General features: G+C 72.3%; 25 protein-coding genes. 9 read left to right on the top strand and 16 right to left on the bottom strand.

The genetic code is table 11. From position 1 onward, the window contains the following. Window positions 1-5: 5 nt before the first annotated feature. Complete coding sequence (locus tag OG625_RS32300; RefSeq protein WP_329388037.1) at window positions 6-1,388, top strand: MFS transporter; 1,383 nt, start codon at window positions 6-8, stop codon at window positions 1,386-1,388. A gap of 313 nt (window positions 1,389-1,701) precedes the next feature. Further along, on the top strand, window positions 1,702-2,076 hold the full coding sequence (locus OG625_RS32295) for an RNA polymerase-binding protein RbpA (RefSeq protein WP_007262928.1): 375 nt from the start codon (window positions 1,702-1,704) through the stop codon (window positions 2,074-2,076). Between the two features lie 99 nt (window positions 2,077-2,175). On the opposite strand, the gene fxsA is transcribed toward OG625_RS32295, so the two are convergent. The 4 genes from fxsA to OG625_RS32275 all read right to left on the bottom strand — a co-directional run bounded on the left by fxsA (window position 2,176) and on the right by OG625_RS32275 (window position 6,186). Further along, window positions 2,176-2,760 carry an FxsA family membrane protein gene (gene fxsA / locus OG625_RS32290; RefSeq protein ID WP_329388035.1) on the bottom strand — a complete coding sequence of 195 codons (585 nt, stop codon included), beginning with the start codon at window positions 2,758-2,760 and terminating at the stop codon, window positions 2,176-2,178. 71 nt (window positions 2,761-2,831) lie between these two features. Beyond that, window positions 2,832-3,605 (bottom strand): polyprenol monophosphomannose synthase, encoded by a 774-nt coding sequence (locus OG625_RS32285; RefSeq protein ID WP_329388033.1) that lies wholly within the window; start codon window positions 3,603-3,605, stop codon window positions 2,832-2,834. Window positions 3,606-3,941: 336 nt separating this feature from the next. Then, window positions 3,942-5,594 (bottom strand): amidohydrolase, encoded by a 1,653-nt coding sequence (locus OG625_RS32280; RefSeq protein WP_329388031.1) that lies wholly within the window; start codon window positions 5,592-5,594, stop codon window positions 3,942-3,944. A 151-nt stretch (window positions 5,595-5,745) separates the two neighbouring features. Next, window positions 5,746-6,186 (bottom strand): Lrp/AsnC family transcriptional regulator, encoded by a 441-nt coding sequence (locus OG625_RS32275; protein ID WP_326593949.1) that lies wholly within the window; start codon window positions 6,184-6,186, stop codon window positions 5,746-5,748. A gap of 217 nt (window positions 6,187-6,403) precedes the next feature. On the opposite strand from OG625_RS32275, the gene OG625_RS32270 reads away from it, so the two are divergent. Beyond that, window positions 6,404-6,862 carry a hypothetical protein gene (locus tag OG625_RS32270; RefSeq protein ID WP_329388029.1) on the top strand — a complete coding sequence of 153 codons (459 nt, stop codon included), beginning with the start codon at window positions 6,404-6,406 and terminating at the stop codon, window positions 6,860-6,862. A 118-nt stretch (window positions 6,863-6,980) separates the two neighbouring features. Here the strand turns inward: OG625_RS32270 and OG625_RS32265 are convergent, their stop codons facing one another. After that, a complete protein-coding gene (locus OG625_RS32265; protein WP_329388027.1) occupies window positions 6,981-8,078 on the bottom strand; it encodes a phosphotransferase family protein in 1,098 nt (365 codons plus the stop codon). A 101-nt stretch (window positions 8,079-8,179) separates the two neighbouring features. Beyond that, entirely contained in the window at window positions 8,180-9,313 is a 1,134-nt protein-coding gene (locus OG625_RS32260; RefSeq protein ID WP_329388025.1) for a hypothetical protein, read from the bottom strand. 1,484 nt (window positions 9,314-10,797) lie between these two features. On the opposite strand from OG625_RS32260, the gene OG625_RS32255 reads away from it, so the two are divergent. Continuing rightward, window positions 10,798-11,037, top strand: coding sequence for a hypothetical protein (locus tag OG625_RS32255; RefSeq protein WP_329388023.1), 240 nt, complete (start codon window positions 10,798-10,800; stop codon window positions 11,035-11,037). Window positions 11,038-11,059: 22 nt separating this feature from the next. Here the strand turns inward: OG625_RS32255 and OG625_RS32250 are convergent, their stop codons facing one another. From OG625_RS32250 to OG625_RS32240, 3 genes are all read right to left on the bottom strand, one after another. Continuing rightward, window positions 11,060-11,455 carry a GNAT family N-acetyltransferase gene (locus tag OG625_RS32250; protein WP_329388021.1) on the bottom strand — a complete coding sequence of 132 codons (396 nt, stop codon included), beginning with the start codon at window positions 11,453-11,455 and terminating at the stop codon, window positions 11,060-11,062. Between the two features lie 63 nt (window positions 11,456-11,518). Then, window positions 11,519-12,691: an acyl-CoA dehydrogenase family protein gene (locus tag OG625_RS32245; RefSeq protein WP_329388018.1), complete on the bottom strand. Its 1,173-nt coding sequence runs from the start codon at window positions 12,689-12,691 to the stop codon at window positions 11,519-11,521. Between the two features lie 162 nt (window positions 12,692-12,853). After that, the gene (locus tag OG625_RS32240; RefSeq protein WP_443067817.1) at window positions 12,854-13,621 is read right to left on the bottom strand and encodes a TetR/AcrR family transcriptional regulator; all 768 of its coding nucleotides are present in this window, start codon (window positions 13,619-13,621) and stop codon (window positions 12,854-12,856) included. A gap of 87 nt (window positions 13,622-13,708) precedes the next feature. On the opposite strand from OG625_RS32240, the gene OG625_RS32235 reads away from it, so the two are divergent. The 3 genes from OG625_RS32235 to OG625_RS32225 are packed head-to-tail and all read left to right on the top strand — an operon-like array spanning window position 13,709 to window position 16,193. Then, the gene (locus OG625_RS32235) at window positions 13,709-14,341 is read left to right on the top strand and encodes a DUF6230 family protein (RefSeq protein ID WP_443067816.1); all 633 of its coding nucleotides are present in this window, start codon (window positions 13,709-13,711) and stop codon (window positions 14,339-14,341) included. After that, the gene (locus tag OG625_RS32230; RefSeq protein WP_329388016.1) at window positions 14,332-15,297 is read left to right on the top strand and encodes a DUF6114 domain-containing protein; all 966 of its coding nucleotides are present in this window, start codon (window positions 14,332-14,334) and stop codon (window positions 15,295-15,297) included. Before OG625_RS32235 ends, OG625_RS32230 begins: the two co-directional genes overlap by 10 nt. Then, entirely contained in the window at window positions 15,294-16,193 is a 900-nt protein-coding gene (locus OG625_RS32225; RefSeq protein WP_329388014.1) for a hypothetical protein, read from the top strand. Before OG625_RS32230 ends, OG625_RS32225 begins: the two co-directional genes overlap by 4 nt. On the opposite strand, the gene OG625_RS32220 is transcribed toward OG625_RS32225, so the two are convergent. The 3 genes from OG625_RS32220 to OG625_RS32210 all read right to left on the bottom strand — a co-directional run bounded on the left by OG625_RS32220 (window position 16,171) and on the right by OG625_RS32210 (window position 18,396). Then, complete coding sequence (locus tag OG625_RS32220) at window positions 16,171-16,323, bottom strand: SCO1431 family membrane protein (RefSeq protein WP_329388012.1); 153 nt, start codon at window positions 16,321-16,323, stop codon at window positions 16,171-16,173. The genes OG625_RS32225 and OG625_RS32220 overlap by 23 nt on opposite strands. 182 nt (window positions 16,324-16,505) lie before the next feature. Further along, window positions 16,506-16,934 carry an SPW repeat protein gene (locus OG625_RS32215; RefSeq protein ID WP_329388010.1) on the bottom strand — a complete coding sequence of 143 codons (429 nt, stop codon included), beginning with the start codon at window positions 16,932-16,934 and terminating at the stop codon, window positions 16,506-16,508. Between the two features lie 82 nt (window positions 16,935-17,016). Further along, window positions 17,017-18,396, bottom strand: a complete 1,380-nt coding sequence (locus OG625_RS32210) for a peptidase C39 family protein (protein WP_329388008.1) — start codon at window positions 18,394-18,396, stop codon at window positions 17,017-17,019. A gap of 115 nt (window positions 18,397-18,511) precedes the next feature. Between OG625_RS32210 and OG625_RS32205 the strand changes: the two genes are divergently transcribed. Next, window positions 18,512-19,144 (top strand): uridine kinase family protein, encoded by a 633-nt coding sequence (locus OG625_RS32205; RefSeq protein ID WP_329388006.1) that lies wholly within the window; start codon window positions 18,512-18,514, stop codon window positions 19,142-19,144. Between the two features lie 358 nt (window positions 19,145-19,502). Then, complete coding sequence (locus tag OG625_RS32200; RefSeq protein ID WP_329388005.1) at window positions 19,503-21,428, top strand: AAA family ATPase; 1,926 nt, start codon at window positions 19,503-19,505, stop codon at window positions 21,426-21,428. A gap of 39 nt (window positions 21,429-21,467) precedes the next feature. Here the strand turns inward: OG625_RS32200 and OG625_RS32195 are convergent, their stop codons facing one another. The 4 genes from OG625_RS32195 to OG625_RS32180 all read right to left on the bottom strand — a co-directional run bounded on the left by OG625_RS32195 (window position 21,468) and on the right by OG625_RS32180 (window position 26,703). Beyond that, a complete protein-coding gene (locus tag OG625_RS32195) occupies window positions 21,468-23,279 on the bottom strand; it encodes a hypothetical protein (protein WP_329388003.1) in 1,812 nt (603 codons plus the stop codon). A gap of 226 nt (window positions 23,280-23,505) precedes the next feature. Then, on the bottom strand, window positions 23,506-24,549 hold the full coding sequence (locus OG625_RS32190; RefSeq protein ID WP_329388001.1) for a hemolysin family protein: 1,044 nt from the start codon (window positions 24,547-24,549) through the stop codon (window positions 23,506-23,508). Continuing rightward, window positions 24,546-26,039 (bottom strand): hemolysin family protein, encoded by a 1,494-nt coding sequence (locus OG625_RS32185; protein WP_329387999.1) that lies wholly within the window; start codon window positions 26,037-26,039, stop codon window positions 24,546-24,548. Before OG625_RS32185 ends, OG625_RS32190 begins: the two co-directional genes overlap by 4 nt. 199 nt (window positions 26,040-26,238) lie before the next feature. Further along, window positions 26,239-26,703, bottom strand: a complete 465-nt coding sequence (locus OG625_RS32180) for a PH domain-containing protein (protein ID WP_329387996.1) — start codon at window positions 26,701-26,703, stop codon at window positions 26,239-26,241. Window positions 26,704-26,723 lie beyond the last annotated feature (20 nt).

The raw sequence follows: 26,723 nt of genomic DNA, 5'->3' as shown, positions 1-26,723 counted from the left end.
CCGCCATGAGCGCGCAGACGACGGACGACGCGGAACCGGGGTCCGAGGACGGCAGATCCGCCGCCGTGGTGACGGGCGGGAGCAAGTACGAACAGCGCGGCTGGTACTTCTACGACTTCGCGGTGTCCGTGTACTCGGCGAGCGTGGTCACCGTGTTCCTCGGGCCCTACCTGACCTCGATCGCCAAGGCGGCGGCGGACCCCGAGGGCTTCGTGCACCCGCTGGGCATCCCGGTGCGGGCCGGTTCGTTCTTCGCCTACACGGTGTCCGCCTCGGTGATCCTGGCCGTGCTGCTCATGCCGCTGGCCGGCGCGGTCGCGGACCGGACCGGCCGCAAGAAGCCGCTGCTGGCCGTGGCCGCGTACACGGGGGCCGCGGCGACGACCGGCATGTTCTTCCTGGGCGGCGAGCGGTACCTGCTGGGCGGGCTGCTGCTGATCGTGGCGAACGCCTCGCTGTCGGTCTCGATGGTGCTGTACAACGCCTACCTGCCGCAGATCTCCACGCCGGACGAGCGGGACGCGGTCTCCTCGCGCGGCTGGGCGTTCGGGTACACCGCGGGCTCGGTGATGCTCGTGATGAACCTGGTGCTCTACACGGGCCACGAATCCTTCGGCCTCAGCGAGGGCATGGCGATCCGGATCTGCCTGGCCTCCGCCGGCCTGTGGTGGGGCGCCTTCGCGCTGATCCCGCTGAACCGGCTGCGGGACCGTGCCGTGGTCCGGGAGCCGGGCGCGGCCCCGGCCGTCAGCGGGTGGAAGCAGCTCGTCGCCACCTTGAAGGACATGCGGCGCTACCCGCTGACCCTGTCGTTCCTGCTGGCGTACCTGATCTACAACGACGGCGTGCAGACGGTGATCTCCCAGGCCTCCATCTACGGGTCGGAGGAGCTGGAGCTGGAGCAGTCCACCCTCATCGGGGCGATCCTGCTCGTCCAGGTCCTCGCGGTGGCGGGAGCCCTGGGGATGGGGCGGCTGGCCCGGATCTACGGAGCCAAGCGGACGATCCTCGGTTCGCTGGCCGCCTGGGCGCTGACGTTGGGGGCCGGATACTTCCTGCCGGCCCGGACCCCGGTGTGGTTCTTCGCACTCGCGGCGATGATCGGACTGGTCCTGGGCGGCAGCCAGGCTCTGTCGCGTTCGCTGTTCTCGCACCTGGTGCCGGCGGGCAAGGAGGCCGAGTACTTCTCGGCGTACGAGATGAGCGACCGCGGGCTGAGCTGGGTGGGGCCGCTCGTCTTCGGCCTGACGTACCAGGTCACGGGCAGCTACCGGGACGCGATCATCTCGTTGGTGGTCTTCTTCGCACTGGGTTTCGTGCTGCTGGCGCGAGTGCCGGTGCGGCGCGCCGTGGAGGCGGCAGGCAATCCTGTACCCGAACGGATCTGACAGCGGTCCGTCGAGTGCGCCCGGCCCGCATCCACGAACGAATTCCGAACGAATTTAGACGTTGAAGCAAAGGGCCGGTAGTGTACGCCTTTGGCCTGCCAGGCGGACCGTTACTGCGCGCTTAAGAAGTGTAGACGTTGGGTGACATCTGCTGCCAGATGTGACAAAACGGGCATTGGTGGGTACAACAAGGGGCGGCACGACGGGCGACGCATGACCCGGAGCGGGAATCAATACCGCCGACCGGACGTTGACCGGATGACGACGACAGCGACACCTGTCCTGTGGGCGACAAGCCCGGGAGGCACGATTCATGAGTGAGCGAGCTCTCCGCGGTACGCGCCTCGTGGTTACCAGCTACGAGACGGACCGCGGCATCGATCTGGCCCCGCGCCAGGCGGTGGAGTACGCATGCCAGAACGGACATCGATTTGAGATGCCGTTCTCGGTTGAGGCAGAAATTCCGCCGGAGTGGGAGTGCAAGGCGTGCGGCGCCATGGCACTCCTGGTGGACGGGGACGGGCCCGAAGAGAAGAAGGGCAAGCCTGCGCGAACGCACTGGGACATGCTCATGGAGCGGCGCACCCGCGAGGAGCTGGAGGAAGTGCTGGCCGAGAGGCTTGCGGTCCTTCGGTCCGGCGCCATGAACATTGCCGTGCATCCGCGGGACAGCCGCAAGTCCGCGTAGTCTGCGGGCGCTGAAACAAGGAAAACGCCGAGGGGCCCGCCACACACTGTGTGGCGGGCCCCTCGGCGTTTCGCCGTGTACGGGACTGCGGGCTGCGGGCTACGGGGCGATCGGCGGGCGGTAGCCGCCGGTGTCCGGGCCCTGGTCCCGGGCGCCGGGCCGGTCCTCGCGGATGACCTCGCCCTGGACGACCTTGCCGTCGGGGTAGTGGATGCGGGCCTGCTGGAAGGCGTCGCCGAAGCTGCCGGCCGGGGCCGAGGCCATCTTCTTCTCCAGCGAGCGGGCGGCCCGGCGGCCGATCCAGGAGCGGACCGGCGGGAGCAGGAGGAACAGGCCGACCGCGTCGGAGATCAGGCCGGGCATCATCAGGAGCAGCCCGGCCGCCATGGTGAGGCCGTTGCCCCGGCCCGGCTGCTGCGGGGCGGGCTGCTGCCCCTGCTGGGCCTGCTGGAAGGTGTCGGTCAGGTTCTTGAAGGCACGCCGCCCGGCGCGCTTGATCACCACCGCACCGAGGACCATCCCGCCCGCGAGCAGCGCGGCGACGGCCAGCCCGCCGGCGGCTCCGGCGACCAGGCTGAGCAGCCAGATCTCCAGGATCAGCCAGGCGGCTACCGCCAGGGGGAGGAACGTACGGGCGGGCGAGCGCCGCCGGGGGGCCGTCGAAATCGGAACGCCGGTCGTCATACCGTCCAGTGTGCCTGGGGCCGGGTAAAAGTGACCTCAGCCGGAGGTACCGGACATCCCCTAGGGGGCCGTCAGGCCTTCGCTCGGCCCTTGCCGAGGAGCTTGGCCGCCTGGGCCTTCAGGCCCCACTGGGTGACCCGCCACAGGGCCTCCACCACAATGTCCTTGCTCATCTTGCTGTCGCCGAACTCGCGCTCGACGAAGGTGATGGGCACCTCCACCACACGGAACCCCTTCCGCACGGCCCTGCGGGCCAGGTCGACCTGGAAGCAGTAGCCCGCCGAGGCCACCTCGTCCAGGCCCAGGCCCTCCAGGGTCTCCCGACGGAAGGCCCGGTAGCCGCCCGTCACGTCGCGGATCGGGACGTCCAGCATCAGGCGGGAGTACGTGGAACCGCCGCGCGAGAGGAACTCACGGCTCTTGGGCCAGTTCACGACGCGGCCGCCCGGCACCCAGCGGGACCCGAGGACCAGGTCGGCGCCGGCCAGCGCGGTGAGCAGGCGGGGCAGCTCCTCCGGCTGGTGGGAGCCGTCCGCGTCCATCTCGACGATGACGCCGTAGCCGGCCTCCAGGGCCCAGACGAAGCCCGCGAGGTAGGCGGCGCCGAGTCCTTCCTTGCCCTTGCGGTGCAGGACGTGCACGTGGTCGTCGCCGACCGCCAGCTCGTCGGCGAGCTTGCCGGTGCCGTCGGGGCTGTTGTCGTCCGCGACCAGGATGTGGGCCTCGGGCACCGCCGCACGGACGCGGCCGACGATCAGCCCGATGTTCTCCGCCTCGTTGTAGGTCGGAATGATCACCAAGGCCGTACCGAGCGGTCCGTAGGTCCGCTGTCCGCCGTCGCTCACTGAGTCCCCTTTTGTGCTCTTGCACGTCCTGTACGTCTGGTCGCAGTGAATGACTCTAGAACAGTGGTCGGGGCCAGCGGTCCTTCGGGCCGGTCAGACTCCCGCTGGCTGCGGGCCGCCGTGATCGTTGTCTACTGGACCGCCGGGCCCCGAACCGGGGCCACCTCCCCCAAGCTCCTGCGGAGCAGGGGGGACCCCCATCCGGCGAAACCTTCCCTCGCCCCCGAGGCGCGGGCGCGCTGAGCGGACGGATCCGTCCGGCACGGACGTCCTTGTGGTGGACCCGGCCGAACCTATCCGGGTCCGACCGCCCGCACCGAACCGAGGACGGCCGGATCACCCCTGTGGGCGTACGAATACTTCCCGGCCGCCGACCACGGTGGCCAGGCACACGGGCAGTTCCGAACCGGGGGTCAGGTCGGGGAGTCCGGGGGTCCCGGAACGGGGATCGGTGGACCAGCGGGCGACCCTGTCGTCGGGTGCCTGGACGACCAGTTCGGCGGTCTGCCAGACGGCGTAGTCGGCCGGGGCGCCGGGGACCAGCACGCCCGCGTCGTCGCGCCCCAGCGCCCGCCAGCCGCCTCGGGTGTGCGCGGTGAAGGCGGCCCGTACGGAGATCCGGTGGGCCGGCGTCCGGTGGAACGCGGCCGCGCGGACCGTGCCCCAGGGGTCGAGCGGGGTCACCGGCGCGTCCGAGCCGAAGGCCAGCGGAACGCCCGCCTTGAGCATGGCCGCGTACGGGTTCAGGGTGCGGGCGCGCTCGGTCCCGAGGCGGTCGGCGTACATGCCGTCCTCGCCGCCCCACGCCGCGTCGAAAGCGGGCTGCACGGAGGCGGTGAGGCCCAGCTCCGCGAAGGCCGCGATGGTGGCGGGGGTCATCATCTCGGCGTGCTCGACGCGGTGCCGGGCGGCCCGGACGCGGGCCAGGCCGACCTTCTCGGCGGCCGCGCGGACACCCTCGACGACGGCGGTGATCGCGGCGTCGCCGATGGCGTGGAAGCCGGCCTGGAGGCCCGCCTCGGTGCAGGCGGCGACGTGGGCCGCGACCTCGGCGGCGTCGAGGTAGCCGGTGCCCGTGTGCGGGGCGTCGGTGTACGGGGCGTGCAGGCAGGCGGTGTGCGAGCCGAGGGCGCCGTCCACGAAGAGGTCCCCGGCGGCTCCGACCGCCCCCAGGGCCTTCGCCCGGTCGAGGTCCCGGTCGGCCCAGTAGCCGAAGACGCGCGGCCCGGGCCGCTCGGCCGCCAGGGCGAGCAGTGCCGTGAAGTCCTCGGCGGAGGAGATGTCGGGCCCGCCGCACTCGTGCAGGGAGCCGATGCCGAGCGACGCCGCCCTGTCGAGGGCCGCCGCCTGGGCCTCCGCGCGCTGCCCGGGGGTGACGGCGGCGAGGGCGGCCCGCCGTACGGCGTGGTGGTCGTCACGGGTCAGCGGCTGGTCTCCCTCGGGCCGGACGTCCGGGACCAGGTCGAGGAGGGCGGTGGTGACCACGGCCGAGTGCACGTCGATGCGGCTGAGGTAGAGCGGGCGGCCGGCGGCGGCCTCGTCGAGCTCGGCCCGGCGCGGCGCGCGGCGCTCGGGCCAGCGGGCGGCGTCCCAGCCGTGCCCGAGGAGCACCCGGTCGGCGGGGCGGCTCGCGGCGTAGGAGCGTACGAGGTCCAGCGCGGCGGAGAGGGACCGGGCGCCGGTGAGGTCCAGCCCGGTGAGGGCGAGCCCGGCGGAGGTGGCGTGGACGTGGGCATCGGTGAAGGCGGGGGTGACGAGCGCGCCGCCGAGGTCGACGACCTCGTCCACGCCCTGCGCGAAGGCGTCGGCCGCGCCCTCGGAGCCGACCCAGGCGACGCGGCCCCGCTCGACGACCATCGCGGTGGCGAAGGGATCCGCGGGGCTGTGCACCTCGCCCCCGCGCAGGAGGACGGTGCGCTGGGACGCGGGGGCGCTGTCGGTGTCGGTCGCTCCGGCGGCGTCGGCGGAGGTGGCGGTGCGGTCAGTCATGGGGAACAGTCTCGCCCCTCGACCGGCTGCGGCGGGACGCGGGTGCGGGTGCGAACGCGGGTGCGGGTGTAGGTGGGCGCATCCCGCCCCCTCCCCCGGGGTACCGGCTCTGCGGCTGCGCGGGCGCCCCCTGCATCGACCGCCGGCGAGGCTATACGCGGGGCGGGCGGGCCTCGTAGGGGGTGGACAGGACCACCGTCGTGCGCGTCGAGACGTGCGCGAGGGCCCGCAGGCGGCCCAGCAGGTCCTCCAGCTCCAGGGGGGTCGCCACCCGGACCTTGAGGATGTAGTTCTCGTCGCCCGCGACGCTGTGGCAGGCCTCGATCTCGGGCACGCCGGACAGCCGGTCGGCGATGTCGTCCGGGGCGCTCGGGTCGAACGGCTTGACCGAGATGAAGGCCGTCAACGGCAGGCCGACGGCCTCGGGGTCGACCACCGCCGCGTAGCCGCGGATCACCCCGCGCTGTTCCAGCCGGCGTACTCGCTGATGGACCGCCGACGTGGACAGTCCCGTGGCCTTGCCCAGATCCGTGTAACTCATCCGCCCGTCCCGCACGAGCAGATCAACGATCTGGCGGTCCAGCTCCTCCATTGCGCTCATAGCCGCTCAACCTAAGGCCCAATGGCGCTCCGGGCCCAGTGGTGTCCACCCACTGGAGGCATCTGCACCGGGCATGTGACCAAGGCCACAGGGTCATGTAGGCGTACGACGTGCTGTCGTGGTTACTCGTGCCGCGCTGCGGGAAGTGCTTGGTGTGGCCGAGGCCGAAGAACCTGCCCGCCCGGCCCACCCAAGGGGGAGTACATCCATGCTGAACACCAAGCGCGCCGGTCGCACCGAACCGGAGCCCCTCGATCTGGCCGACACCGAGGAGGGCGCGTACCCCGACTACGCCGAATACCTCGAAGACGGCGAGGGGTTCGAGATCCACCACGCGATCTGCCCCGACTGCGGCCAGTCGATCGCCCTCGTCGCCGACGAGGAGTTCCTGCCGCAGCACGCGCTCTGCCTGACCCCGTGGAACCCCTTCGGTCTCACGGTGTGCGCGGGCACCGGGCGGCCCGCCTCGGACGCGCTGTCCACCGTCGGAGCGTTCCCGTCGCCGGAGGCGCAGGAGTTCGAGTCCGTCGTGGTCCTGGACCTGCCCCAGGGGCTGGACTGGCGGACGCAGCCCTTCTCGCACGTCGGCGGTCCGGGCTCGCGGCCGGTCCCGCTGATGCGCCCCGCGGCGCCGCAGACGCAGACGCAGCACGCGCAGGCGGCCTGACCGGCCCCCTGCGCGCTCGCCGCGGACGGTCCTGCGGGACCGTCCGCGGCCTGTTCTGCGGGCCGTTCCGCGGGGCCGTCCGCGGGCCGTTCTGCGGGCCGCCCCGGCGCCCCTGGCCCTACGCCTGCCAGTAGGTTCCCTGCACCATGGCGGCCAGACTGGCGTGGTGCAGGATCAGGCTGTCCGGGTTCTCCGGGATCTCCACCTCGCCGAAGTGCGCCTGCCGGTAGGCGATGCGCAGCATCACGATCCCATGGCGCAGGGCCGCGTAGAGGGTGTGGAACTCCATGTTCCGCGGGGTGTGGCCGGTGAGTTCGGCGTACCGCCGCTCCAGGTCCTCGCGGCGCAGGAAGTCCGGCAGGCCGGGCTGGCCGAAGCTCACCGTGAGGTCCTGGAAGAACCGGTGCAGGTAGACGGTCCACCCGAGGTCCACCTCGCGCGGGGCGTACGCCGCCATCTCCCAGTCCAGGACGGCCGCCGGGGTGAACCCGTCGTAGATGACGTTGCCGATGCGGGCGTCGCCCCAGTTCAGCACCGCCGGGCCCTCGTCCTGCGGCCAGAGCTCCTCCAGCCGGGCGAACGCGCGCTCGATGAGCGGTGACGGGGCCAGGCCGTCCACCACCCAGGAGTAGTAGGCGCGTTGCCCGTCCACGTGCCGGCGCAGCGGACTGCCCGCGCCCTCGGGGAGCAGGAACTCCGCCTCCTTGGCGGGGAACTGGTCGTGCAGCCGGGCCAGCAGCGCGATGCTCGCCTCCTGGAGCACGGCCCGCTCGGCGTCGGTCGCGGCGTGCAGCCAGTTGCCCTCGTAGGTGTAGGGCATGACGTCGGGCGGGACCCGGCCCTCGGCCCGGGCCATCACGAAGAACGGCGCCCCGAGCGGCCCCGGATCCTCCTCCAGCCACTGCACGCGCGGGACGGGCAGGTCGGTGTGCTGGGCGACCAGGCTCATCACACGGTGCTGGCGCGGCATGTCGTACGTCGGGAAGACGGTGTAGGCGGCCGGATCGGCGGCGAGGCGCAGCGCGCAGGCACGGAGCGGGGTGTCGGGGTGCTCTATGTCGAAGAGCAGGGTCTCGCTGGACATGCCGTTGGAGCCGGGGACCGAGACGTTGGTGACCTTCGCGCCGGGGAGCTTGGCGTCCAGCCAGACGGCGAGGCGACGGCCGAGTTCTTCGGGCTCTCGGGTGGAGGTGCGCGGACGTGGAGCGGTTGCCATGGCGGTGGGCCCCTTCCCTGTTCTTGTCTCTGTTCTTGTGTCTCTGTTCTTGTTGCTGATCTCGTCGCTGTTCTTGTCGCTGCTTCTGTTGTGCGCCTGCCCTATTGGGCGACGGACGAGTAGTCGACGAAGCCGCTGGGGTCGTGCCTCCCGAAGCTGCCGTGTTCGAAGATGCCGTGGCCGATCTGCCCGTCGAGGGTGAAGCGCGCCGAGTGGTCGGTGACGCCGAACGCGGCCATCGGGTGGGCGCTCGGATCGGAGAGGTCGTACACCCGCCGGTCGGTCCAGCCCCGCCCTTGCCACGTGCCGTGCTGCCAGTCCCCGGCGGGCGGGTAACCCGCGCCCACGGCGAGCGGGGAGGAGTTCAGGATCTCGACGCCGAGTTCGAGCGGCTTGCGGGCCGGGTCGGTGAGGTGGACGACCGCGCTCTCGGGATGCCGGCTGCCAGGCCGGTAGCGGATCTCGGTGTGGGGCCAGCCGAGTTGGACGTCGTGGCGGCCGGTGGCCTCGGGGAAGACCTGCACGGCCTCGTTCAGGGTCCGGTGCCCGTCGGCGTCCTCCTGGGCGATGACCATCACGAACCGGTCCTCGAAGCGCACGGGGATCCAGAGCCAGTGGAACCCCTCGGGCCGGTACTCCTCGGCGGCGCGGCCACCCTCCTCTCCGGGTATCGGGCGCACACCCCAACTCCGGTCGCGGGTACCGGTCCACTCCCCCGCGGTGACGGTCAACTCCTCGCCCTTGGCGCGGATGGCGCCGGTGACGTTGCCGGCCTGGACGAAGCGGCGGCCTTCGAGCATGAGCCGGTCGCCACGCCGCTGGATGTGGTGGGGCTCCCAGACGGCGGGGAACTCCGCGGTCCAGGTGAGGTCGTACGAGAGCCCGTCCGGGTCGTCCGGATCGGCGGCGCAGCGCAGGGTGAGCTGCTTGAGCGGGACGTCGACGGTGATGGAGAGGGGGCCGACGCTGAGGTTCATGCGGTCGTCGGTGAGGGCGTCGGAGGCCCGGACGGCGAGCAGCTCGTCTCCGATGCGGAGGGTGGCGTAGGCGTCGATGACCCCGGCGTTGGGGTACACCCCGAGGCCGAGGATGAGGACGGCACGGCCGGCGTGATCGAAGACGTGGAAGATGCAGCGGTCGTAGGCGTTGCGGTCACCGCTGACGAGGTGCTTCATCGAGAGCGGGGCCTGGTGGATCGGGTACTCGTCCAGTCCGATGGGCCGGTCGGCGGGCATGGCGAACCTCCTGGGCGGGGTGGGGGATGCGAAAGGGGCACGGTGTCGTGCGGCTGGGGGTGCGGCGGGGTGACGCCTCAAGCGGATATGACGGTACGTCAGAAACCATATCGGGGGCCAGACTTCTGGCACGGTCTGACAGGTCGGCACGTGGCGCCGGGGGGTGGGTGGGGGTGGGACGGGCGGGACGCACAGCCGCCCCTTATCTGCGGGGCGGGGTCGCCGGGTGGCGGGGTCCGAGCTGATCGGAATCAGAGAGGGCTTGGGGGTTTCCCGGCAGTCTTCGTCCTTCCGCGTCGTGACGGCCTGTCAAGGGCGCTCACTGCGTTCGCGTCGCTGCGCGACGGCCTTCGGCCGCCCTTGACAGACCGCCCCGCCACGGAAAAACGAAGACTGCCGGGAAACCCCCAAAAGAACGGGCCGGGGGAGAAAGGAAAGGGGCGGGGCGGTCAGGGACGTCCGACCCTGCTCCGGTAGGGGGCGGGCGCGAGCCCGGGCCCTCCGCCCTGGTCTCCGGGGCCGGGCAGCCGGCCAGCCATCGCCAAACACCGACCACAAGCGCCCCAGCCCCCGACAGGCGCCACGAATCGCTACGCGCTCCTCGACGACGGCGTCTGCAGCAATCTTGGGCTGGACATAAGCCGCCACCGATCGCTACGCGCTCCTCGATGACGGCGTCTGACCGCCGTCTGGGGCGGAAGCGACCCCAAATGACGGCCATGTCGAGCTGTACGGGGGTCAGGCGAAGGAGGCGACGAAATCAGCCGTCCATTTGCCCCAATTACCCCGTTACGTAGACGGCTTTGTGGTGACGCTCCCGCCCTGACATGAATCCAGGTCGGCTGGGCCGACGAACGGCCCCTCCAGGCCTCCCGTCAGCCCGTTTCGCTCCCCATCAGCCCCAGACGGCCGCCGGTCGCCTTCGTCGAGAAGCGCGTAGCGATCCGTGGCGGCCTATGTCCAGCCCAAGACGGGTCGCAGACGCCGTCATTGAGGAGCGCGTAGCGATTTGACGCGCCCACTGCCCCCCGAGGGGCTTGTGGTCGCTGTTTGGCTGCGGCCGGCCGACTGCCCGGCCCCGGTGGCGGCCTTGGAGGGCCCGGGGCAGGGCACGCCCCCTGGGGAGGGGGTCGGACGTCCCTGACTGGCCCGCCCCTGCCCTTCTTCCCCCGGCCCGTTCTTTTGGGGGTTTCCCGGCAGTCTTCGTTTTTCCGGGGCGGGACGGCCTGTCAAGGGTGGCCGAAGGCCATCGCGAAGCGACGCGACGACGAAGGAGGAGCGCCCTTGACAGGCCGGCCCGACACGGAAGGACGAAGAGACTGACGGGAAACCCCCAAGCCCTCCCTGATTCCGCCCAGTGAAGGTCCCGCCAACCCCTAAGCCCCCCAGCCCCACCCACCCCAGCGCCGCCGCGGGGACGCCTCGAACGGATACCCGGGGTGTGGAGGGGATTACCCGTGGCCGCGGTATCGCGTTGCCCCGGCATGACCACGGTTGAGACTTCCATGCCCCGGGCGGGACGCCGTCGGCGGCCGACGCCGCCCGGTTACGAAGAATCGGTTCAGCAGGGCTCGCGCCCGCGGTACCCCGACCCGCCCATCTACAGCGCGCTCGTCGCCCGCTGGGCCGCCGACGGCCGGACCGTGCCCGGGCGGCGCGATCCGGAGTGGTCCCGCATCGCGTCCTCCCCGATCTGGCCGAACGGCCCGCTCTTCGGCAGCTGAGCGAGCCGGTCCGCCGGCCGGCTCAGAGTGCGAGCAACCCGGCCGCCGTCGGGCGGAAGCCGCACTGTTCGTAGAAGGGCTCCAGGTGCGGCTCGTAGTCCACGTGCAGCCACCGCGCCCCGCGCTCCCCGGCCGCCTCGGTCGCCACCCGTACGAGCCGGATCCCGAGTCCGCGCCGCCGCTCCTGCGGGTGCACGGTGGTGTCCAGGACGAAGGCGTGCACGCCGCCGTCCCTGGGGGTACCTCCCAGCGGTAGCTGGGGAGTCACGTTGACGTAGCCCACCAGCCGGCCCTCGCGCCGGGCCGCGACCCAGGCCGGGCTGCGCTCCAGGACCGGCACGAAGGAGGCCTCCCCGCGCCCCGGCCACGCCGCGGCGAACAGGGCGTTCAGTTCGGCGTCGGAGAGGGCGGGGCTCACCGCGAGCTCCGGCTGCTCGGGCTGGACCGGCTACTCGGGCTGGACCGGCCGCTCCACCTGCGCCTACCGCGTCTCCGGGCCCGCGAGGTGACGGGCGATGACCATGCGCTGGATCTGGTTCGTGCCCTCGACGATCTGGAGCACCTTCGCCTCCCGCATCAGCCGCTCGACGGGGAAGTCCGCCGTGTAGCCGTAGCCGCCCAGGACCTGGACCGCGTCCGTGGTGACCGCCATCGCGGCGTCCGTGCAGAACAGCTTGGCCATCGCCGCCTGCCGGGAGAACGGCTTGCCCGCGTCCCTCAGGCGCGCCGCGGCGAGGTAGAGCGCGCGGCCCGCCTCGATCTTGGTGGCCATGTCGGCCAGCATGAAGCGCAGCCCCTGGAAGTCGGAGATCGGGTGCCCGAACTGCTTTCGGTCCAGGGCGTACGCCAGTGCCTCGTCCAGCGCCGCCTGGGCGACGCCGATGGCGCAGGCCGCGATGCCCAGGCGTCCGGCGTCCAGCGCGGCCAGGGCGATGGTGAAGCCCTGACCCTCCTCGCCGATGCGGCGCGCGTCCGGCACTCGTACGCCGTCGAAGTGGAGCTGGGCGGTGGGCGAGCCCTTCATGCCCATCTTCTTCTCCGGCACGGCCGCCGTCAGGCCCTCCGCGTCCCCGGGGACCAGGAAGGCGGTGATGCCCTTGGGGCCGTCGACGCCGGTGCGGGCGAGGACGGTGTAGAAGTCGGCGACTCCGCCGTGGGTGATCCAGGCCTTGGTGCCGGTGATGATCCAGTCGTCGCCGTCGCGCACCGCCTTGGTGGTCAGCGAGGCGGCGTCGGAGCCCGCGGCGGGCTCGGAGAGGCAGTAGGCGCCCAGCAGGCCGCCGCCGAGCATCGCGGGCAGGTGTGCGCCCTGCTGCTCCTTGGTGCCGTAGCCGGCGAGGCCGTGGCAGGCCAGGGAATGCACGCTGACGCCGAGGCCGACGGTCAGGCGGGCCGCGGCCAGCTCCTCCAGGACCTGGAGGTAAACCTCGTACGGCTGCTCGCCGCCGCCGTACTCGCCGGCGTACGGGAGGCCGAGCAGGCCTGCGTCGGACAGGAGGGTGAAGACCTCCCGGGGGAACCGCCCGGAGTCCTCCTCCTCGGCGGCCTTGGGACGGATCTCCCGCTGCGCGATCTCTCGTACGAGCGCGAGGAGGTCCCGGGACTCCTCGGTGGGCAGCTGACGGTCCACCGGCTGCGGGGCGCGGTCTGTCATGGCGGCGCTCTCCTCCCTCGTCGGGCACGGCGGCGACGCGCGAGGTGTGGTGCGCGCCACCGGGTCTCGGTGCTCTTACAGCCGATGCTGCCCGTCCCGGATCACGGAATGGGCTGTTCAGCGGCTGCGGCGGCTTGAGTATGCCCGATCAGGGGCTTCCCGTCACGGGGCAAGATCATCGGGCTGCTCGAACGGCTCTTCGAGGGCGGGAGGTGCCGGACACTCCGGGACGAACTCCTCGATCACCGTCAGCGTCGCGCGGAGCTGGCGCACCAGCAGGGCCCCGAGCTCGATCCGGCCGGGCCGGGTCGCGGCAGCACCGGCAGGACCACCGCCGGCCGGGCCGCCGTCGGCCGCCGCGCCGCCCGCCGCGCCGCCCGCCGCACCGCCCGCCGGGGCTTCCCCGCCGCTCAGGCCGCCGATCCACTCCAGCGTCGTCCCCTCGACCGCGGAGAGCCAGCCGACGAGGGCGAGCCGGGCGATCGGCGGGAGTGCGCGGTGCCCGTACGCGCCTTCGGCGATGGTGGCGACGAGTTCCCTGCGGACGGCGTCGCGGATCGCGAGCACCTCGGCGTCGGAGCCGACGCCGCCCGTGACGATGGTGCGGTAGGCGGCGTGGTGGTGTTCGGCGTAGTGCAGGTAGCCGTCGATGGTGCGGCGGACCCGTTCGGCGTTCGGGAGGTCGGTATCGCCGCCGGCGCGGGCGACGAGCTCGGCGACGGAGTCCTCGACGATGGCCAGGTAGTAGCCCCGCTTGCTCTTGAAGTAGTAGTAGATCAGCCCCTTGGCGACGCCCGCGTGCTTGGCGATGTCGTCCATGGAGAGCGCGTCGTACGAGGTGTCGGCGAACAACTTGCGTCCGGTCGCTATGAGTTCGGCCCTGCGGACCTGCGAACGCTCGGTCGTGCCGCGCTGTTGACTATTATTCAAATTCAGCCCTAGCCTCGAACTGCCACAAGATGCCTGAAGTATGGCAGCACTTCCCCTGCGCACCGGACGACGTACGGGAGGAACCACATGAGCACGGGCACAGGCAAGGGCACGGGCACGAGACCGCTCCGCGAGGGCCGGGTCCACTGGAAGAAGGCGGCGGCCGTCGCGATGCCCGCGGTCGTGGCCGTCGGGGCGATGGCGATGGTCATGGCACAGGGCGCGCTCGCCGCCTCCTTCGCCGTCTCGGGGACCAACTTCCAGGTCTCCTCGTCGAAACTGAGCAGCAAGGGCCTGGCCTCGTACGTGCAGACGGACCGCTCCGTCGACGGCAAGGGGCATCCGGTGGCGCTGCTCGGCATCGGCGAGGCCACGCTCGCCGACATCTGCCAGGCCGCCGAGGTGGACACCCCGGTCGGCAAGGTGATCTTCAAGCTGACCGCTGGCGGGCCGGCCGGGGAAGTCACGGCCAGCAATCTGGTGATCGACGGCGAGGACCTCAAGGGCGACGCCACCTTCGGCACGGCGCAGATAGGCCGGGACGCCTCGACGCTGGACCAGGTGGACGGGGTCCGGGGCGAGGCCGGGAAGTTCGGCCTGCAGGCGGGGAACATCGAGGTGGTGGACGTGAAGTCGCACGCCTGGTCCGCGACCGGCGGGAACTTCAAGCTCAAGGGCCTGAACCTGAGCGTCAGCCTGGACGGCAAGAAGTGCTTCTGAGCGCGCCCGCCGGGTGGTTGGAGTGGCGGCTCCCGCTGCCGGAGCACCGGCGGCGGCTGCGCGCCTGGCGCCGGACCCGGCCGTTCTGGGGCGGGCTGCTCGTGCTCCTGGGCGGGACCGAGCTGCTGCTGGTCCCGCTCTCCCCTCTGACGGTGCTGGTCAGCCTCGGTCTGGGCGGGGTCGCGGCCATCGGGATCGGTGTCGCCCTGATCCTGGCGGGACTGTTCCTGTGGTTCCTGCCGGGGGCCCGGGCGTACGTCTCCCTGCACGCCCTGCTGCTGTCGGTGCTGTCCTTCGTCGCCACCAATCTGGGCGGCTTCCTGGTCGGGATGCTGCTCGGCATCGCCGGAAGCGCGCTGGCCTTCGGCTGGACCCCGCTGCCCGACGAGGAGGCGGGCGAGGAGGGCCCGTACGTCCCGAGCCTGGACGGCAGCGGGCCTCGGACGCTGGCCGCCGCGCTGCCGGTGGTACTGCTCGCGGCGCTGGCGACGGGCACGACGGGCACCCCGCAGGCGATGGCCGCCCCGGCGGCCGCCGGTGCCGGGGCTCCGACCGCCGCCCGTACTCCTCCGACGGTGACGACCTCGCTCTTCGCGCCGCAGGGCTTCACGCTGGCGGGGGTCACCGAGGTGCCCACCGTGGACGGGCCGCTGAAGGTGCTGGTGCTGCGGATGCGCGCGGCCTCGCTGCGGGACTACCGGCTGCGGACCCGGGACGGCTCGGACGAGTACGGGCTGTCCGCCGACTCCCTCGACCTGCGCGGCGACGTGACCCTGTACCTCACGAAGTTCAGCGGCTGCATCGAGGGGCTCCTGTGCGTGACCTTCAGCCCGCAGGGGCTGCCCGCGCCGCCGGTCATCCCGCCGTTCGTCTTCATGACCCAGGTGACGGCGGAGCAGGCCCTCGTCACCTCCGACGTGATCGTCACCGACGGACTGCGGCTGGACGCCTCATGATCCCGGTGCAGGCCGCGCCGCTGTGGGCCTACGCCATCGGCGCGACCTTCGCGGTGGCGGCCGGGCGGCAGTTGCAGTGGTGGGAGCGGTCGGTGCGGGGCGAAGGGGTGCGTACGAGGAGCCGCGCGGCCGATCCGTACCTGGCGCTCACCCTGCTCTACGCGGCCCTGCTGCTCGCGCCGACCGGGATGTACCTGCTCTGGCAGAACCCATCCTGGGCCACCATGCACGTGGCTCGGGACCACGACGGGGTCTGGGCCGGCTTCGCGCTCTTCCACGCCGGGTCGGCGGTGGTGGGGGCGCTGCTCGGGTTCCTGGCGGCGCGGCTGTTCGTGCTGGTGGGGGCCGGGTACTGGGGGTACCTGCAGGCGGTCGCCGGCTACTTCCTGCTGTTCTTCACCCTGGTCCACGGGTGGGACGGCAGCGGGTACCGGCGGGTGCTGAGCGCCGACCCTCGGGCCTTCGCCGGCTGGTCCGCGGACGGCGTGGTCAACAGCTGCCTGGCCTTCGCCACCTCGGGGACCTTCCTGGCCCTGCTGGTCTTCGGCACGGCCGTGGTCGGCACGATGCTGCTGGCCGAGATCGGCTGGCTGGTGGAGGGGTGGCGGCTGCCGGGTGCGGCGGCGGACCTCAAGGTGCCCCGGGTGGTCGCGGTGGCGATCGCGGGGGCGGGGGTGTACGTACTGCCGTTCGCCGGGGCGCTGGGGGCGAGTGCGCTCGTACGGCTGCTGGGGTGGTGGGCGGGGCTCGGCCTGTTCGCGGTGGCGGCCGGGGTGGTGCTGCTGCCCGCGCGGTCGCCCGTACGCGTGCTCTACGGGCTGGTGGGCGTCCCGGACGTGCACTGGCGGGTGGAGCCGGAGGCCGGGGCGGGTGCTACAGCCAGCCGACCTGGGTGACGAACATGGCGATGACGACCACGAGGGTCCAGCCGAGGACGTGCTCCAGCCAGGAGGAGCCGTCCTTGGGGCCTCCGGTACGGACGAGGCCTCGGACGCGGGCGGTGGGGGCGGCGGTTTCAGCGGTCATGTCGTCCAATGTGCCAGCGTTCGCGGCATTCGCGGTAGAGACGATGGTCACTGGAGGCGCAGGTCACACGGGCCGTCCCAGGCGTCACACGGGCCGCGGCATGCCACCGGGTCCCGGCCTCTGCGGTCGGGACCCGGCGCGTTCATCGATCCGGAGTCCGGCGTCTTGATCCGGCGCCCGGGTCAGGTGCGGGCCTCGTTGCGGCCGGCCATCGCGGCCATCGCGAGGCCGAGGCACAGGGCGACGCCTCCGGTGATCACGTTGCTGGTCACCGTGCGGGTCGTGTCCATCTCACCGGCGATGACCCACGGCGCGATGATCGTCCACGCTCCGAGGGCGACCGCCGTCCACGCCATCGCGTGGGTGCGCTCGTACGCGGAGCCGAGACCGCCCATGCACAGGCAGAAGGCCAGGCCGGCGATCAGGTTGTTGATGGCCAGCGGGGTCAGTCCGCTGAACCCTGCGATCCACGGCGAGGCAGCCAGGTACAGGCCCGTGATCAGGGCGAGTGCCTCGACGGCCTGCGCTGCGGGGGTGCTGGTCACCCGCTCGAACCGAGTGCGCATCTCGGCGAGGTCGGGGTGGTGCTCGATGCTCGGATGGGTGGTCATGGCTGGCTGCCTCCTACTGAGAAGCTTTATCTGCCATTTACCCCATTATGTTCCGCTTATACGGGCTGCTCAACGCGAAATCTCACAGGACTCCGACCGCCCGCAGCGCCACGATCTGGGCGACGCTCGGCACCGCCGGGGCGTAGAGGTAGCAGATGCCTCCGGTGCCCGAGGCGACCTTGCCCGCGGCGTTGTGGCGCTTGGTCCGCAGCCAGATGTTCTCGAACTCGCGGCGCTTGTAGACCCGCCGGACGGCGGCGTTGTCGGGCGAGTTGGGGTCGTTGGCGATCACGTCCCCGGCGGCCGTGAAGCCGATGACGGTCATCAGGTGGCCTGCGGTGCCGTAGCCGGCCCCCGTGAGTTCTTGCGGGGTGAAGGACTGGGAGGTGATGGCCGGGATGCCGGCCCGGATCAGGGTCTCCAGGTCGGTCAGGGAGCAGAGGCGGGTGACGACCCCGGCGAGCTGCCGGTAGGTGGCGGCGTAGGCCGCGTTGAAGGGCCAGTTGCCGCAGCCCTTGTAGGCGGCGTCGTAGGTGGAGCGGGCGGCGTGGCAGATCTGCGGGTCGGCGTACTTCGGGTCGACCCAGGTCAGGGCGGTGGCGCTGGCCTTGCGCCCCCAGAACTCGATGATCATCTGGGAGGAGGTGGGGCTGCACCAGGCCTCGCCGCCGTTGTCGTACTCGGGGTACCGGCCGGCGTGGGTCTCCTGCGAGTAGCGCGGAACCTGCAGCTCGTGGGCCTGCCCGGAGGGGGTGGAGGCGGGGACCGTGAAGCGGTCCGGGACGTCGGAGAGCATCGCTCCGGCCAGCCACACGGTGGGGCCCCGGTCGGCGCCGGGCTTGCGGTACAGGGTCAGGCGCAGCCGCCAGCCGGTGATGCGCAGGCCGCTCGCGGGGGCGTCCACGGCCAGGGTGTCGGTCCAGACGGTGGAGCGGCCGTCGGTCTGGCCGTCGACGGAGGTGCGGCGGATGTCGCGGTCGCCGGAGGCCCAGCGGCCCATGACGTACCAGGGGGTGTGGGTGCCGTCGGCGTAGGTGCCGCACAGTTCCACCTGGATCCAGGTGCCGGCGGGGGTGCGGGCGTTCCAGGAGGCGATGGCCTCGGTCGCGGGGACGGTGGAGCGGTGCGGCGGGGAGGTCCAGGTGGCGTACTCCCAGGTGCTCTTCTTCCCGGTGTGCGGGTCGGCGTACTCGGTGCGGCCCAGCGGGGTCCCGATCTCCAGTCCGGGGCGGGCCCCGCCGACGGCGGTGGTGCCCTGGTGGGTGCCGGCCAGCCAGTGCGCGTACGAGTACCAGAAGCGGTTGTCGACCGGGCGGCCCGGACCCCGCGGGGCCGGTGGAGCGGGTGGGCCCGACGGGGCGGCGGCCTCGGCGCTGCCGCCGGAGACGGTCGCCGCGGTGGCCGCGGTGGCGACCGCGAGTGCGGCGACGAGTACGGCCCTGCGCGGTGTGGGTGCGGTCATCGCGGGCTTCCCCCTGGGGTGGGTCGGTGCCGGTGCTTGCCTGCTTCACCCTTCCAGTTCCCGGTGGCCGCGGGCCGAAGCCGGCCGTCGTGTCGGGCCTGTCTACGCTGGTCTGGTGGAGTCACACCAGTCACTTGAATCACTCGCACGGGAGCTCGCCGCGTTGCCGCCCTCCCTCGGTCCGGTCCGGCTGATCGGGATCGACGGCCACGCCGGGTCCGGGAAGAGCACCTTCGCGGGCCGGCTCGCGGAGGCGATGGGCGCGCCGGTGCTGCACCTGGACGACATCGCCACCCACGAGGAGCTCTTCGGCTGGTCGGAGCGGCTGCGGGCCCAGGTGCTGGAGCCGCTCGCCGCCGGCCGGCCCGCGCACTGGGCCCCGTACGACTGGGTGGAGCGCCGCTTCGGGCCGGAGCGGGTGCTGGATCCGGCGCCTGCGCTGCTCGTCGAGGGGGTCGGTGCCGGGCGGCGGGCGCTGCGCCCGCATCTGGCGCGGCTGCTGTGGATGGAGACTCCGCGTGCGAGGTCCTGGGGGCGCGGGCGGGACCGGGACGGGCGTGAACTCTCCGACTTCTGGGACGGATGGGAGCGCGCGGAGCTCGCGCACTTCTCGGACGACCCTTCGCGCCCCTTCGCCGACACCTTGGTGCGCCAGAGCGGTACGGGATACGAGTGGTCTTCCGGGGCGCCTGCGACCTATCGAACGGCCACTTTCGTCACGGAAGGTGACGGACTCCCCCGGGCCTGAGCGGCCCCGGAATTCCGCGCCCGCGGGCCTCCTCCGACCTTCTTGACCTGGGGCCCGCAGCGGCCTTACGTTCTCAATGCGAGGCCGTAACCGGCCGCCGCGGACACGAAGCCCCCGATCGTTCCCCCGTGATCGGGGGCTTCGTTCTGCCCCGGACCACGGACGGATCGACGCCGCTCCCTCACCCTGAGTCACCGGGCGCACCGGGGGCGCACACCCGAACCAGGCCCGTCGCACCCTACGTAAGGTGCGAAACCGCAGGTACGATGCAGCCCTGATTTCATCGGCGGGGTGAGCAACTCGCGTGTTCGATACGGGGGTTGCCGCGCACCACGGGGGCAGGCTTGTGGGGGACGTGATGGATTTCGGCACGCCGGGCAGCGCACACGCCCCGGCCGAACTCGCCTGGCTGCGCGGGGTCGACGCCTGCACCATGGGCGCCTACCCGCAGGCCGAGGAGGAGTTCCGGGCAGCCGTACGCTTCGACCCCACGATGGCCGATGCCTGGCTGGGCCTGCACGCGCTCCGGGTCGACACCACCAACGCCCTCCTGCGCATGTACGCGCACCGGGACCGCTTCGGCGAGCAGCGGGCCCGGCACCGGCGGACGCTGAACTCCTGGTACTGGCTGGGCTGGTGGGTGCAGCCCGTGCTGGAGAGCCGGCGTGACCTGCTGCTGGCGCACGCCTCGCACTGGCTGGACGGCCGTCACGTGCCCGAGCTCGATCAGGCGCTGGCCGCGCTGCCCCCGGTGGACACCGATCCGCAGGTGCGCTTCCTGCACGCCTGCCGGGCGTACCTGGTCAAGGACTGGGAGCTGCTGGTCCGCAACACCGAACCCCTGGTGGACGATCCGCTGCTCGGCATCGAGGCGGGGCTGTTCGGCGGGATGGCGCGGGTCCGGCTGGAGATGTACGGGCAGGCGGAGCCGCTGCTGTCGGCGGCGCTGATGCGGTGCCGCAGCGAGCAGCCCCAGCGCAAGGAGCTGCGGTACTGGCTGGCGCGGGCGCACGAGGGCACCGGGCGCAGTGCGGCGGCGCTGCCGCTGTACCGGGCGGTGCACCGGGTGGACCCCTCCTTCATGGACACCGCGGCCAGGCTGACGGCGATCGAGGACGGCGACGACACCGACGGGATGGCCGACCTGGCGGGCACGGCCGGGTACGCGGGGTACGGCGGCTCCGGCGGGCACGGCCCGGCCCCGGCGGGCGGGGGTTTCACGAAGGTGGCGCTGGGCGGCGGTCCCGTCCAGGACATCGCGGCCGACGGCCAGACCGCGGACCCGGATCCGCTGGCGCCGGCGGGGCCGGGCGGGGGCCGCGGGGAGGGCGGCGTACGCCGCAAGGTGTCGCTCCCCGCGCAGGGCGCGCCCGGGGGGCTGCCGGCCGGGCCCGCCGATCCGACGGCGCTCGCTCAGGCGTTGGCGGAGCTGGAGCGGATGGTGGGCCTGGAGCCGGTCAAGCGGCAGGTGAAGGCGCTGTCCGCGCAGCTGCACATGGCGCGGCTGCGGGCGGGGCAGGGGCTGCCCGTGCAGCCACCGAAGAGGCACTTCGTCTTCTCCGGGCCGTCGGGCACCGGCAAGACGACGGTGGCCCGGATCCTGGGCCGGGTCTTCTACGCGCTGGGCCTGCTGGGCGGCGACCATCTGGTGGAGGCGCAACGAGCGGACCTGGTGGGCGAGTTCCTCGGGCAGACGGCCGTGAAGGCGAACGAGCTGATCGATTCGGCGATCGGCGGGGTGCTGTTCGTGGACGAGGCGTACAGCCTGTCCAACTCGGGCTACAGCAAGGGCGACGCGTACGGGGACGAGGCCCTGCAGGTGCTCCTGAAGCGGGCCGAGGACAACCGGGACCACCTGGTGGTGATCCTGGCGGGCTATCCGGCGGGGATGGACCGGCTGCTGGCCGCCAATCCGGGACTGTCCTCCCGGTTCACCAGCCGAGTGGACTTCCCCAGCTACCGGCCGCTGGAACTGACCGCGATCGGCGGGGTGCTGGCGGACGCGAACGGGGACCGCTGGGACGAGGAGGCCCTGGAGGAGCTCCGCAGCATCAGCGGGCACGTGGTGGAGCAGGGCTGGATCGACGAGCTCGGCAACGGGCGGTTCCTGCGGACCTTGTACGAGAAGAGCTGCGCGTACCGGGATCTGCGGCTGTCCGGGTTCGCGGGCGAGCCGTCGCGGGACGATCTGGCGACGCTGCGGCTGGCGGACCTGATGCAGGCCTACGGGGAGGTCCTCTCGGGCCGCGGCCCCCAGGAACGGCCGGAGCCCCCACCCCTCTAGAGGGGTGGGGGCTCCGGACCCGGGCCTGGGTGTCGGAGGTCAGTTCTTCGGCGGACGGCCGCAGACGACGTCGTGGTCCTCGCCGGTCACGTTGGCGCACCAGAGGTGGTTCTGGTCCGGCACGAAGACGTACTCGGACAGCTTCCTGTTGATCGGCTTGCAGGGCTGCTTGCCCTTGTTCGGCGAGAACTCGGGGCACTGCCCGTTGTCCAGCTGCTGCAGGTGGGCGCGCAGCGCGTCCAGACCCATGTCCTCGACGCCCGGGTTGGTGGACGGCATGTAGCGGTTGGCCGACCACGAGGCGCCCATGGTGGCGAACAGGGCGATCGCGCAGATCAGGCCGGCGGCCAGCTGGGACAGCGCGCGCGGTGAGATCCGGGCGGCCCGGGCCGGGGCGACCTCCTTCAGCGTGCCGCGGATCCAGCCGAAGCCGCGCTCGTACGTGAGCATCATGCCGAGGACGGCAAGGATGATCAGGCAGTAGAAGATGATCCAGGTGGTGCGCGGGTACAGCTGGACGGCCTGGTTCTGCTCCATGTTGGAGGCGAACCAGAAGCGCAGCAGCCAGGCGCCGACGAGGACGAAGCCCGCGGTGCGGACCACGATGTTGCGCAGGCCGAGACCCACGCCGATGCCCACGCCCAGGAGCAGCAGGACGCCGAAGCCGGTCTGGCCGGCCAGCTCGCCCGACGCCGGGAAGTTGTGGTAGGTCAGGCCGCCGGCGCGGTCGGACGCCCAGCCCAGCACGTAGGCCGGGTCGATGTAGGTGTTGAGGTACGCGTAGCGGTCCTTCGTCGAGGCGCCCAGGCGGACCAGCTGGTACACCAGCGGCGCGCCGATCACGATGGCGGTGACCAGGATCGTGCCGAGGAAGAGCACCGCGCGCTTGATCGCGACCCGGCCCCGGCGCCACGGGAACAGCATCAGGGCGAGGATGAACGAGCCCGGCGCGGCCCACAGGTACCAGCCCGAGTACCAGAGGAACATCACGCCGAACGCGGCGCCGAAGCCGAGGCCGCGCAGCACCGCCGAACGCGCCGAGAGCTCGTCGGCCCGGCGGATCTCACGGAAGCAGGCCGCCAGCAGCGGCAGCAGCACGAGCATGGCGCCGTGGCTGTACGGGCGGATCGGGTCGAGGAAGACGATCGAGGCTGGCACGGCGATCGCCATCGCCCAGAACGGGCGCAGCAGCATCCGCCACGCCAGGTAGGCCATCGGCCCGACCAGCGCGCTGAGGATCAGCTGCAGGTCCTGGAGCGCGTGGCCCACGCCGAGGACGCCGTTGTGGAAGACCTTGGCCCAGACCGCGAGCAGCGCGGGGAACAGCGGGGGGTAGACCCCCGGCAGGCCCTTGCCGCGCATCATGTCGTTGGCCATGCCCATGAGGTTGCCGGGGTCGCCCTCCTGACCGCCCAGGCCCCACGGCGTGCCGTGCAGGGCGACCGCTATGCCGCCCGCGACGATGCCGGTGGCCAGGCCCGCGAGGGCGGCGCACACCAGCCGCTGCGCGACCTGGTAGTACCGCAGCGTGCCCCGATAGGCGAGGAACAGCAGCACCGCGAGGACGGGGATGCCGACCAGCGCCGCGTACTGCTGGATCTTGGCGAGGCCGCTGACCTGGCCGATCCGGGTGACGGGGTTGACGCTGATCTGGGTACACAGCAGCATGAACCCGAGCGCCACGGCGACGCTGACCACACCCTCGGCCAGCGGCAGGAACCAGCGCTTCTGCGTCCACCGGTCGAAACGGCCACCCGGCCGGGCCGTCGACGCCCCGGCGGACGAGGCATCTCTGGCTCCGTCCGTCGTACTGGAGGGGGCGCCGACGAAGTCCGGTGCCAAATCCGTCATGTCAATTCGCTTCCGTGAAACGGCACTCTGCCGCAGGTCGGGCCGGCTCGACAGGGCGAGCGAGGTCAGCGGGCGCCGGCTGGGGGGCACCCGGCCGCCACGGAACGTCCCCGGAATACCTACGGGACGTCCACGACACGCTAGCAAACCCCCGCCGTCCCCCCGTCCTCCGGCCTGCTCGTCGAACGCGGGCCCGGCCGGGTGACCGCGAGGCAGCCGGGCCTCCCTAGCGGCGGCCGAGCGCCACGCGGTGGGACGGGTCGTGGACCTCGCCGACCAGCATTTGCAGGACGTCCTCCAGTGCGACCAGGCCCACGACCCGACCGCCTTGGTCCGCGACCTGCGCCAGGTGCGTGGCGTCGCGCCGCATGACGCTGAGGGCGTCGTCCAGCGGGAGCGTCGCGGACAGGGTGGTCATCCGGCGCCAGACCCGTTGCGGCACGGCCCGTTCCCGATCCTCCAGGTCCAGTACGTCCTTGACGTGCAGGTAGCCCATGAAGGCGCCGCCGTCCGCGCGGACGGGGAAGCGGGAGTAGCCGGTGCGCACCGTCAGCTGCTCGATCTGGCGCGGCGTGGCCGAGGGGCCGACCGTGACCAGGCGGCCGGGGGCCAGGAGGACGTCGGTGACCGGGCGGCTGCCCAGTTCGAGGGCGTCCTCCAGGCGTTCCTGCTCACCCGGTTCGAGGAGCCCGGCCTGCCGGGAGTCCTCGACGAGCCGGCCGAGCTGGGCGCTGGTGTAGACGGCCTCGACCTCGTCCTTCGGCTCGACGCCGAAGAGCCGCAGGACCAGCGCGGCGCAGGCGCCCAGCGCGGCCGTGACCGGTCCGCACAGGCGCGCGAAGGCGACCAGGCCGGGGCTGAACCAGAGCGCGGTCTTCTCCGGCGCGGCCATCGCCAGATTCTTCGGCACCATCTCGCCGATCACCAGGTGCAGGAAGATCACTGCGGCGAGCGCGAACGCGTAGCCGAGCGGGTGGATCAGACCCTGCGGGACGTGGACGGCATGGAAGACGGGCTCCAGCAGCCGGGCCACGGTGGGTTCGGCGACCGCACCGAGGGTGAGCGAGCACACGGTGATGCCGAATTGTGCGGCGGCCATCATCCGGGGCAGGTTCTCCAGGCCGTAAAGGACCTGGCGGGCCCGCTTGGAGCCGGCCGCGAGGGGCTCGATCTGGCTGCGCCGTACGGAGACGAGCGCGAACTCGGCGCCGACGAAGAAGCCGTTGGCGAGGACCAGGAGCAGCGCGAAGAGGAGCTGGAGCACGTTCACCGGGCGGCCGCCTCGGCCTCGGCGGGTTGCCCCTGAGCATGCGCGGCGCCGTGCACCGCACCGTTTCCGGACGGGCCGGCCGCGTACGCGAGGGCCAGGTCCGGCCGCCCGGTCGCGAGCCCCGCGGCCCAGTCGGCCCCGACCCCGGCCGGGTAAGGCCTCCCGGCATGTGCGGGCGCCGCCAGGACGCGGACCATCCGTACGCGCTCGGCGCGGTTGCGGCGGACCTGCCGGACGGACAGCTTCCAGCCGGGGAGCTCCGCGCGGTCCCCGGGGGCGGGGATCCGGCCGAGGAGGTCGGCGACGAGGCCGGCGACGGTCTCGTACGGACCTTCGGGCACCTCCAGTCCTATGCGGCGCAGGGTGTGGACCCGGCAGCTGCCGTCGGCCTCCCAGGAGGGGCGGCCGTCCTCGGCGGGTACGACGGCCAGTTCGGGGCTGTGGTCCTCGGCGAGGTCGTGCTCGTCGCGGACCTCGCCGACGAGTTCCTCGACGATGTCCTCCAGGGTGACCACGCCGGCCGTGCCCCCGTACTCGTCGACGACCACGGCCATGGGCTGCTCGCTGCGCAGCCGCTCCAGCAGCGGCTGCACCGGCAGGGAGCCGGGCACCAGGAGCGGGGCGACGCAGATCCGCGCGACGACGGTGCGGGCGCGTTCGGCTTCGGGCACGGCGAGGGCGTCCTTGAGGTGGACCACACCGGTGATCTCGTCGATGCGCTCGCGGTAGACCGGGAAGCGGGACAGACCGGTGGCGCGGGTCAGGTTCAGCACGTCGGCCGCGGTGGCGGTGTGCTGGAGGGCACTGACCTTCACTCGGGGGGTCATGACGTGCTGGGCGGTGAGCTCGCCCAGCGAGAGGGTCCGTACGAAGAGGTCGGCGGTGTCCTGTTCGAGGGCGCCGGCCTGGGCCGAATGGCGGACCAGGGAAACCAGTTCGCCGGGGGTGCGGGCGGAGGCCATCTCCTCGGTGGGCTCCACGCCGAGCGCCCGTACGAGACGGTTCGCGACGGCGTTGAGGCCGGCGATGACCGGCCGGAAGACACGGGAGAAGGCGTGCTGCGGGCCGGCGACGAAGCGGGCCACCTGCAACGGCCGGGAGATCGCCCAGTTCTTCGGGACGAGCTCGCCGACGACCATCTGGACGGCGGAGGCGAGCAGCATGCCGATGACGACGGCGGCGCCGGGGACGGCCCCCTTGGGCAGGCCGGTCGCTTCGAGCGGCCCCGACAGCAGTGCGGCGAGGGCGGGCTCGGCGAGCATGCCGACCACGAGGGAGGTGATGGTGATGCCGAGCTGGGTGCCGGAGAGCTGGAAGGACAGCTCCCGCAGGGCCTTGACCACCGTGCGGGCACGGCGGTCGCCTTCGGCTGCGGCGCGCTCTGCCTCGGGTCGTTCCACGGTGACGAGGCCGAACTCGGCCGCCACGAAGAAGCCGTTGGCGAGGATCAGGGCGAATGCCGCCACGAGCAGGAGTAGCGGGATGGTCATGCCGCCGCCTCCGTGGGGAGGGCGGCGCGGGTATTACCGGACGATCCGTCCATTGCTGGAGGGAGTCACTCCTCGAGTCGCAGGTGACCGGCGGCCCGGGGTCCCGGGGCCGGTGGGAGGGCGCACGGCTGCGCCCCGCCACCAGGGTAGTCATTGAGATCGTGGCCGCAATGGGACGCAGCGACGAGGCTTCGCGCGCTCAGCGGTCGTTTGCGCCGGTTCCGCGTGCCTCGGCGAGGGCGCGCAGGGCGCGGGCGTCGCCGATCGCCTGGGCCTTGGCGACCCCGGGCTGGATCCCGAGGGCGGGCAGGCTGGTGCCGTCGTTGAGGTCGAGGAACACCCACGGGTCGCCGGGGCGGAGGTTGACGCGCAGGATCTGCGCCCACTCCAGGCGGCGCTTGGTCGTCAGGTTGACGACGGTGACGCCACCCTCGTCTGCGACCACCTTGGGGCGGCTGAGCAGGACGAGTACGGAGGTCAGCAGCGCGGCGATGAAGACGAAGCTGATCCGCTCCCCCGGGTTGAGCCGCTCCAGGAGGACGGCGATCGCCGTGATGGTGGTGAACATGACGAGCCCGACGCTCAGCAGCACCGCCCGGGTGCGGGTCGGCCGGAAGGTGACCGGCAGGGCGGGCGGTACGGGCTGTGCGGCGGGCTCGCTCATGGTGCTTCGGGTGCCTTCTG

The organism is Streptomyces sp. NBC_01351 (assembly GCF_036237315.1).
Lineage (GTDB): Bacteria > Actinomycetota > Actinomycetes > Streptomycetales > Streptomycetaceae > Streptomyces.
Note: the sequence above shows the minus strand (reverse complement) of the source record. Positions and strands in the feature narration are given on the sequence as shown.

Bases quoted from the DNA above. Each gene is read 5' to 3' on its own strand.
- OG625_RS32300 (WP_329388037.1), top strand. From the start codon at position 6: ATGAGCGCGCAGACGACGGACGACGCGGAACCGGGGTCCGAGGACGGC.
- OG625_RS32295 (WP_007262928.1), top strand. From the start codon at position 1,702: ATGAGTGAGCGAGCTCTCCGCGGTACGCGCCTCGTGGTTACCAGCTAC.
- fxsA (WP_329388035.1), bottom strand. From the start codon at position 2,760: ATGACGACCGGCGTTCCGATTTCGACGGCCCCCCGGCGGCGCTCGCCC.
- OG625_RS32280 (WP_329388031.1), bottom strand. From the start codon at position 5,594: ATGACTGACCGCACCGCCACCTCCGCCGACGCCGCCGGAGCGACCGAC.
- OG625_RS32275 (WP_326593949.1), bottom strand. From the start codon at position 6,186: ATGGAGGAGCTGGACCGCCAGATCGTTGATCTGCTCGTGCGGGACGGG.
- OG625_RS32270 (WP_329388029.1), top strand. From the start codon at position 6,404: ATGCTGAACACCAAGCGCGCCGGTCGCACCGAACCGGAGCCCCTCGAT.
- OG625_RS32265 (WP_329388027.1), bottom strand. From the start codon at position 8,078: ATGGCAACCGCTCCACGTCCGCGCACCTCCACCCGAGAGCCCGAAGAA.
- OG625_RS32260 (WP_329388025.1), bottom strand. From the start codon at position 9,313: ATGCCCGCCGACCGGCCCATCGGACTGGACGAGTACCCGATCCACCAG.
- OG625_RS32255 (WP_329388023.1), top strand. From the start codon at position 10,798: ATGACCACGGTTGAGACTTCCATGCCCCGGGCGGGACGCCGTCGGCGG.
- OG625_RS32245 (WP_329388018.1), bottom strand. From the start codon at position 12,691: ATGACAGACCGCGCCCCGCAGCCGGTGGACCGTCAGCTGCCCACCGAG.
- OG625_RS32235 (WP_443067816.1), top strand. From the start codon at position 13,709: ATGAGCACGGGCACAGGCAAGGGCACGGGCACGAGACCGCTCCGCGAG.
- OG625_RS32225 (WP_329388014.1), top strand. From the start codon at position 15,294: ATGATCCCGGTGCAGGCCGCGCCGCTGTGGGCCTACGCCATCGGCGCG.
- OG625_RS32220 (WP_329388012.1), bottom strand. From the start codon at position 16,323: ATGACCGCTGAAACCGCCGCCCCCACCGCCCGCGTCCGAGGCCTCGTC.
- OG625_RS32215 (WP_329388010.1), bottom strand. From the start codon at position 16,934: ATGACCACCCATCCGAGCATCGAGCACCACCCCGACCTCGCCGAGATG.
- OG625_RS32210 (WP_329388008.1), bottom strand. From the start codon at position 18,396: ATGACCGCACCCACACCGCGCAGGGCCGTACTCGTCGCCGCACTCGCG.
- OG625_RS32200 (WP_329388005.1), top strand. From the start codon at position 19,503: ATGGATTTCGGCACGCCGGGCAGCGCACACGCCCCGGCCGAACTCGCC.
- OG625_RS32195 (WP_329388003.1), bottom strand. From the start codon at position 23,279: ATGACGGATTTGGCACCGGACTTCGTCGGCGCCCCCTCCAGTACGACG.
- OG625_RS32185 (WP_329387999.1), bottom strand. From the start codon at position 26,039: ATGACCATCCCGCTACTCCTGCTCGTGGCGGCATTCGCCCTGATCCTC.
- OG625_RS32180 (WP_329387996.1), bottom strand. From the start codon at position 26,703: ATGAGCGAGCCCGCCGCACAGCCCGTACCGCCCGCCCTGCCGGTCACC.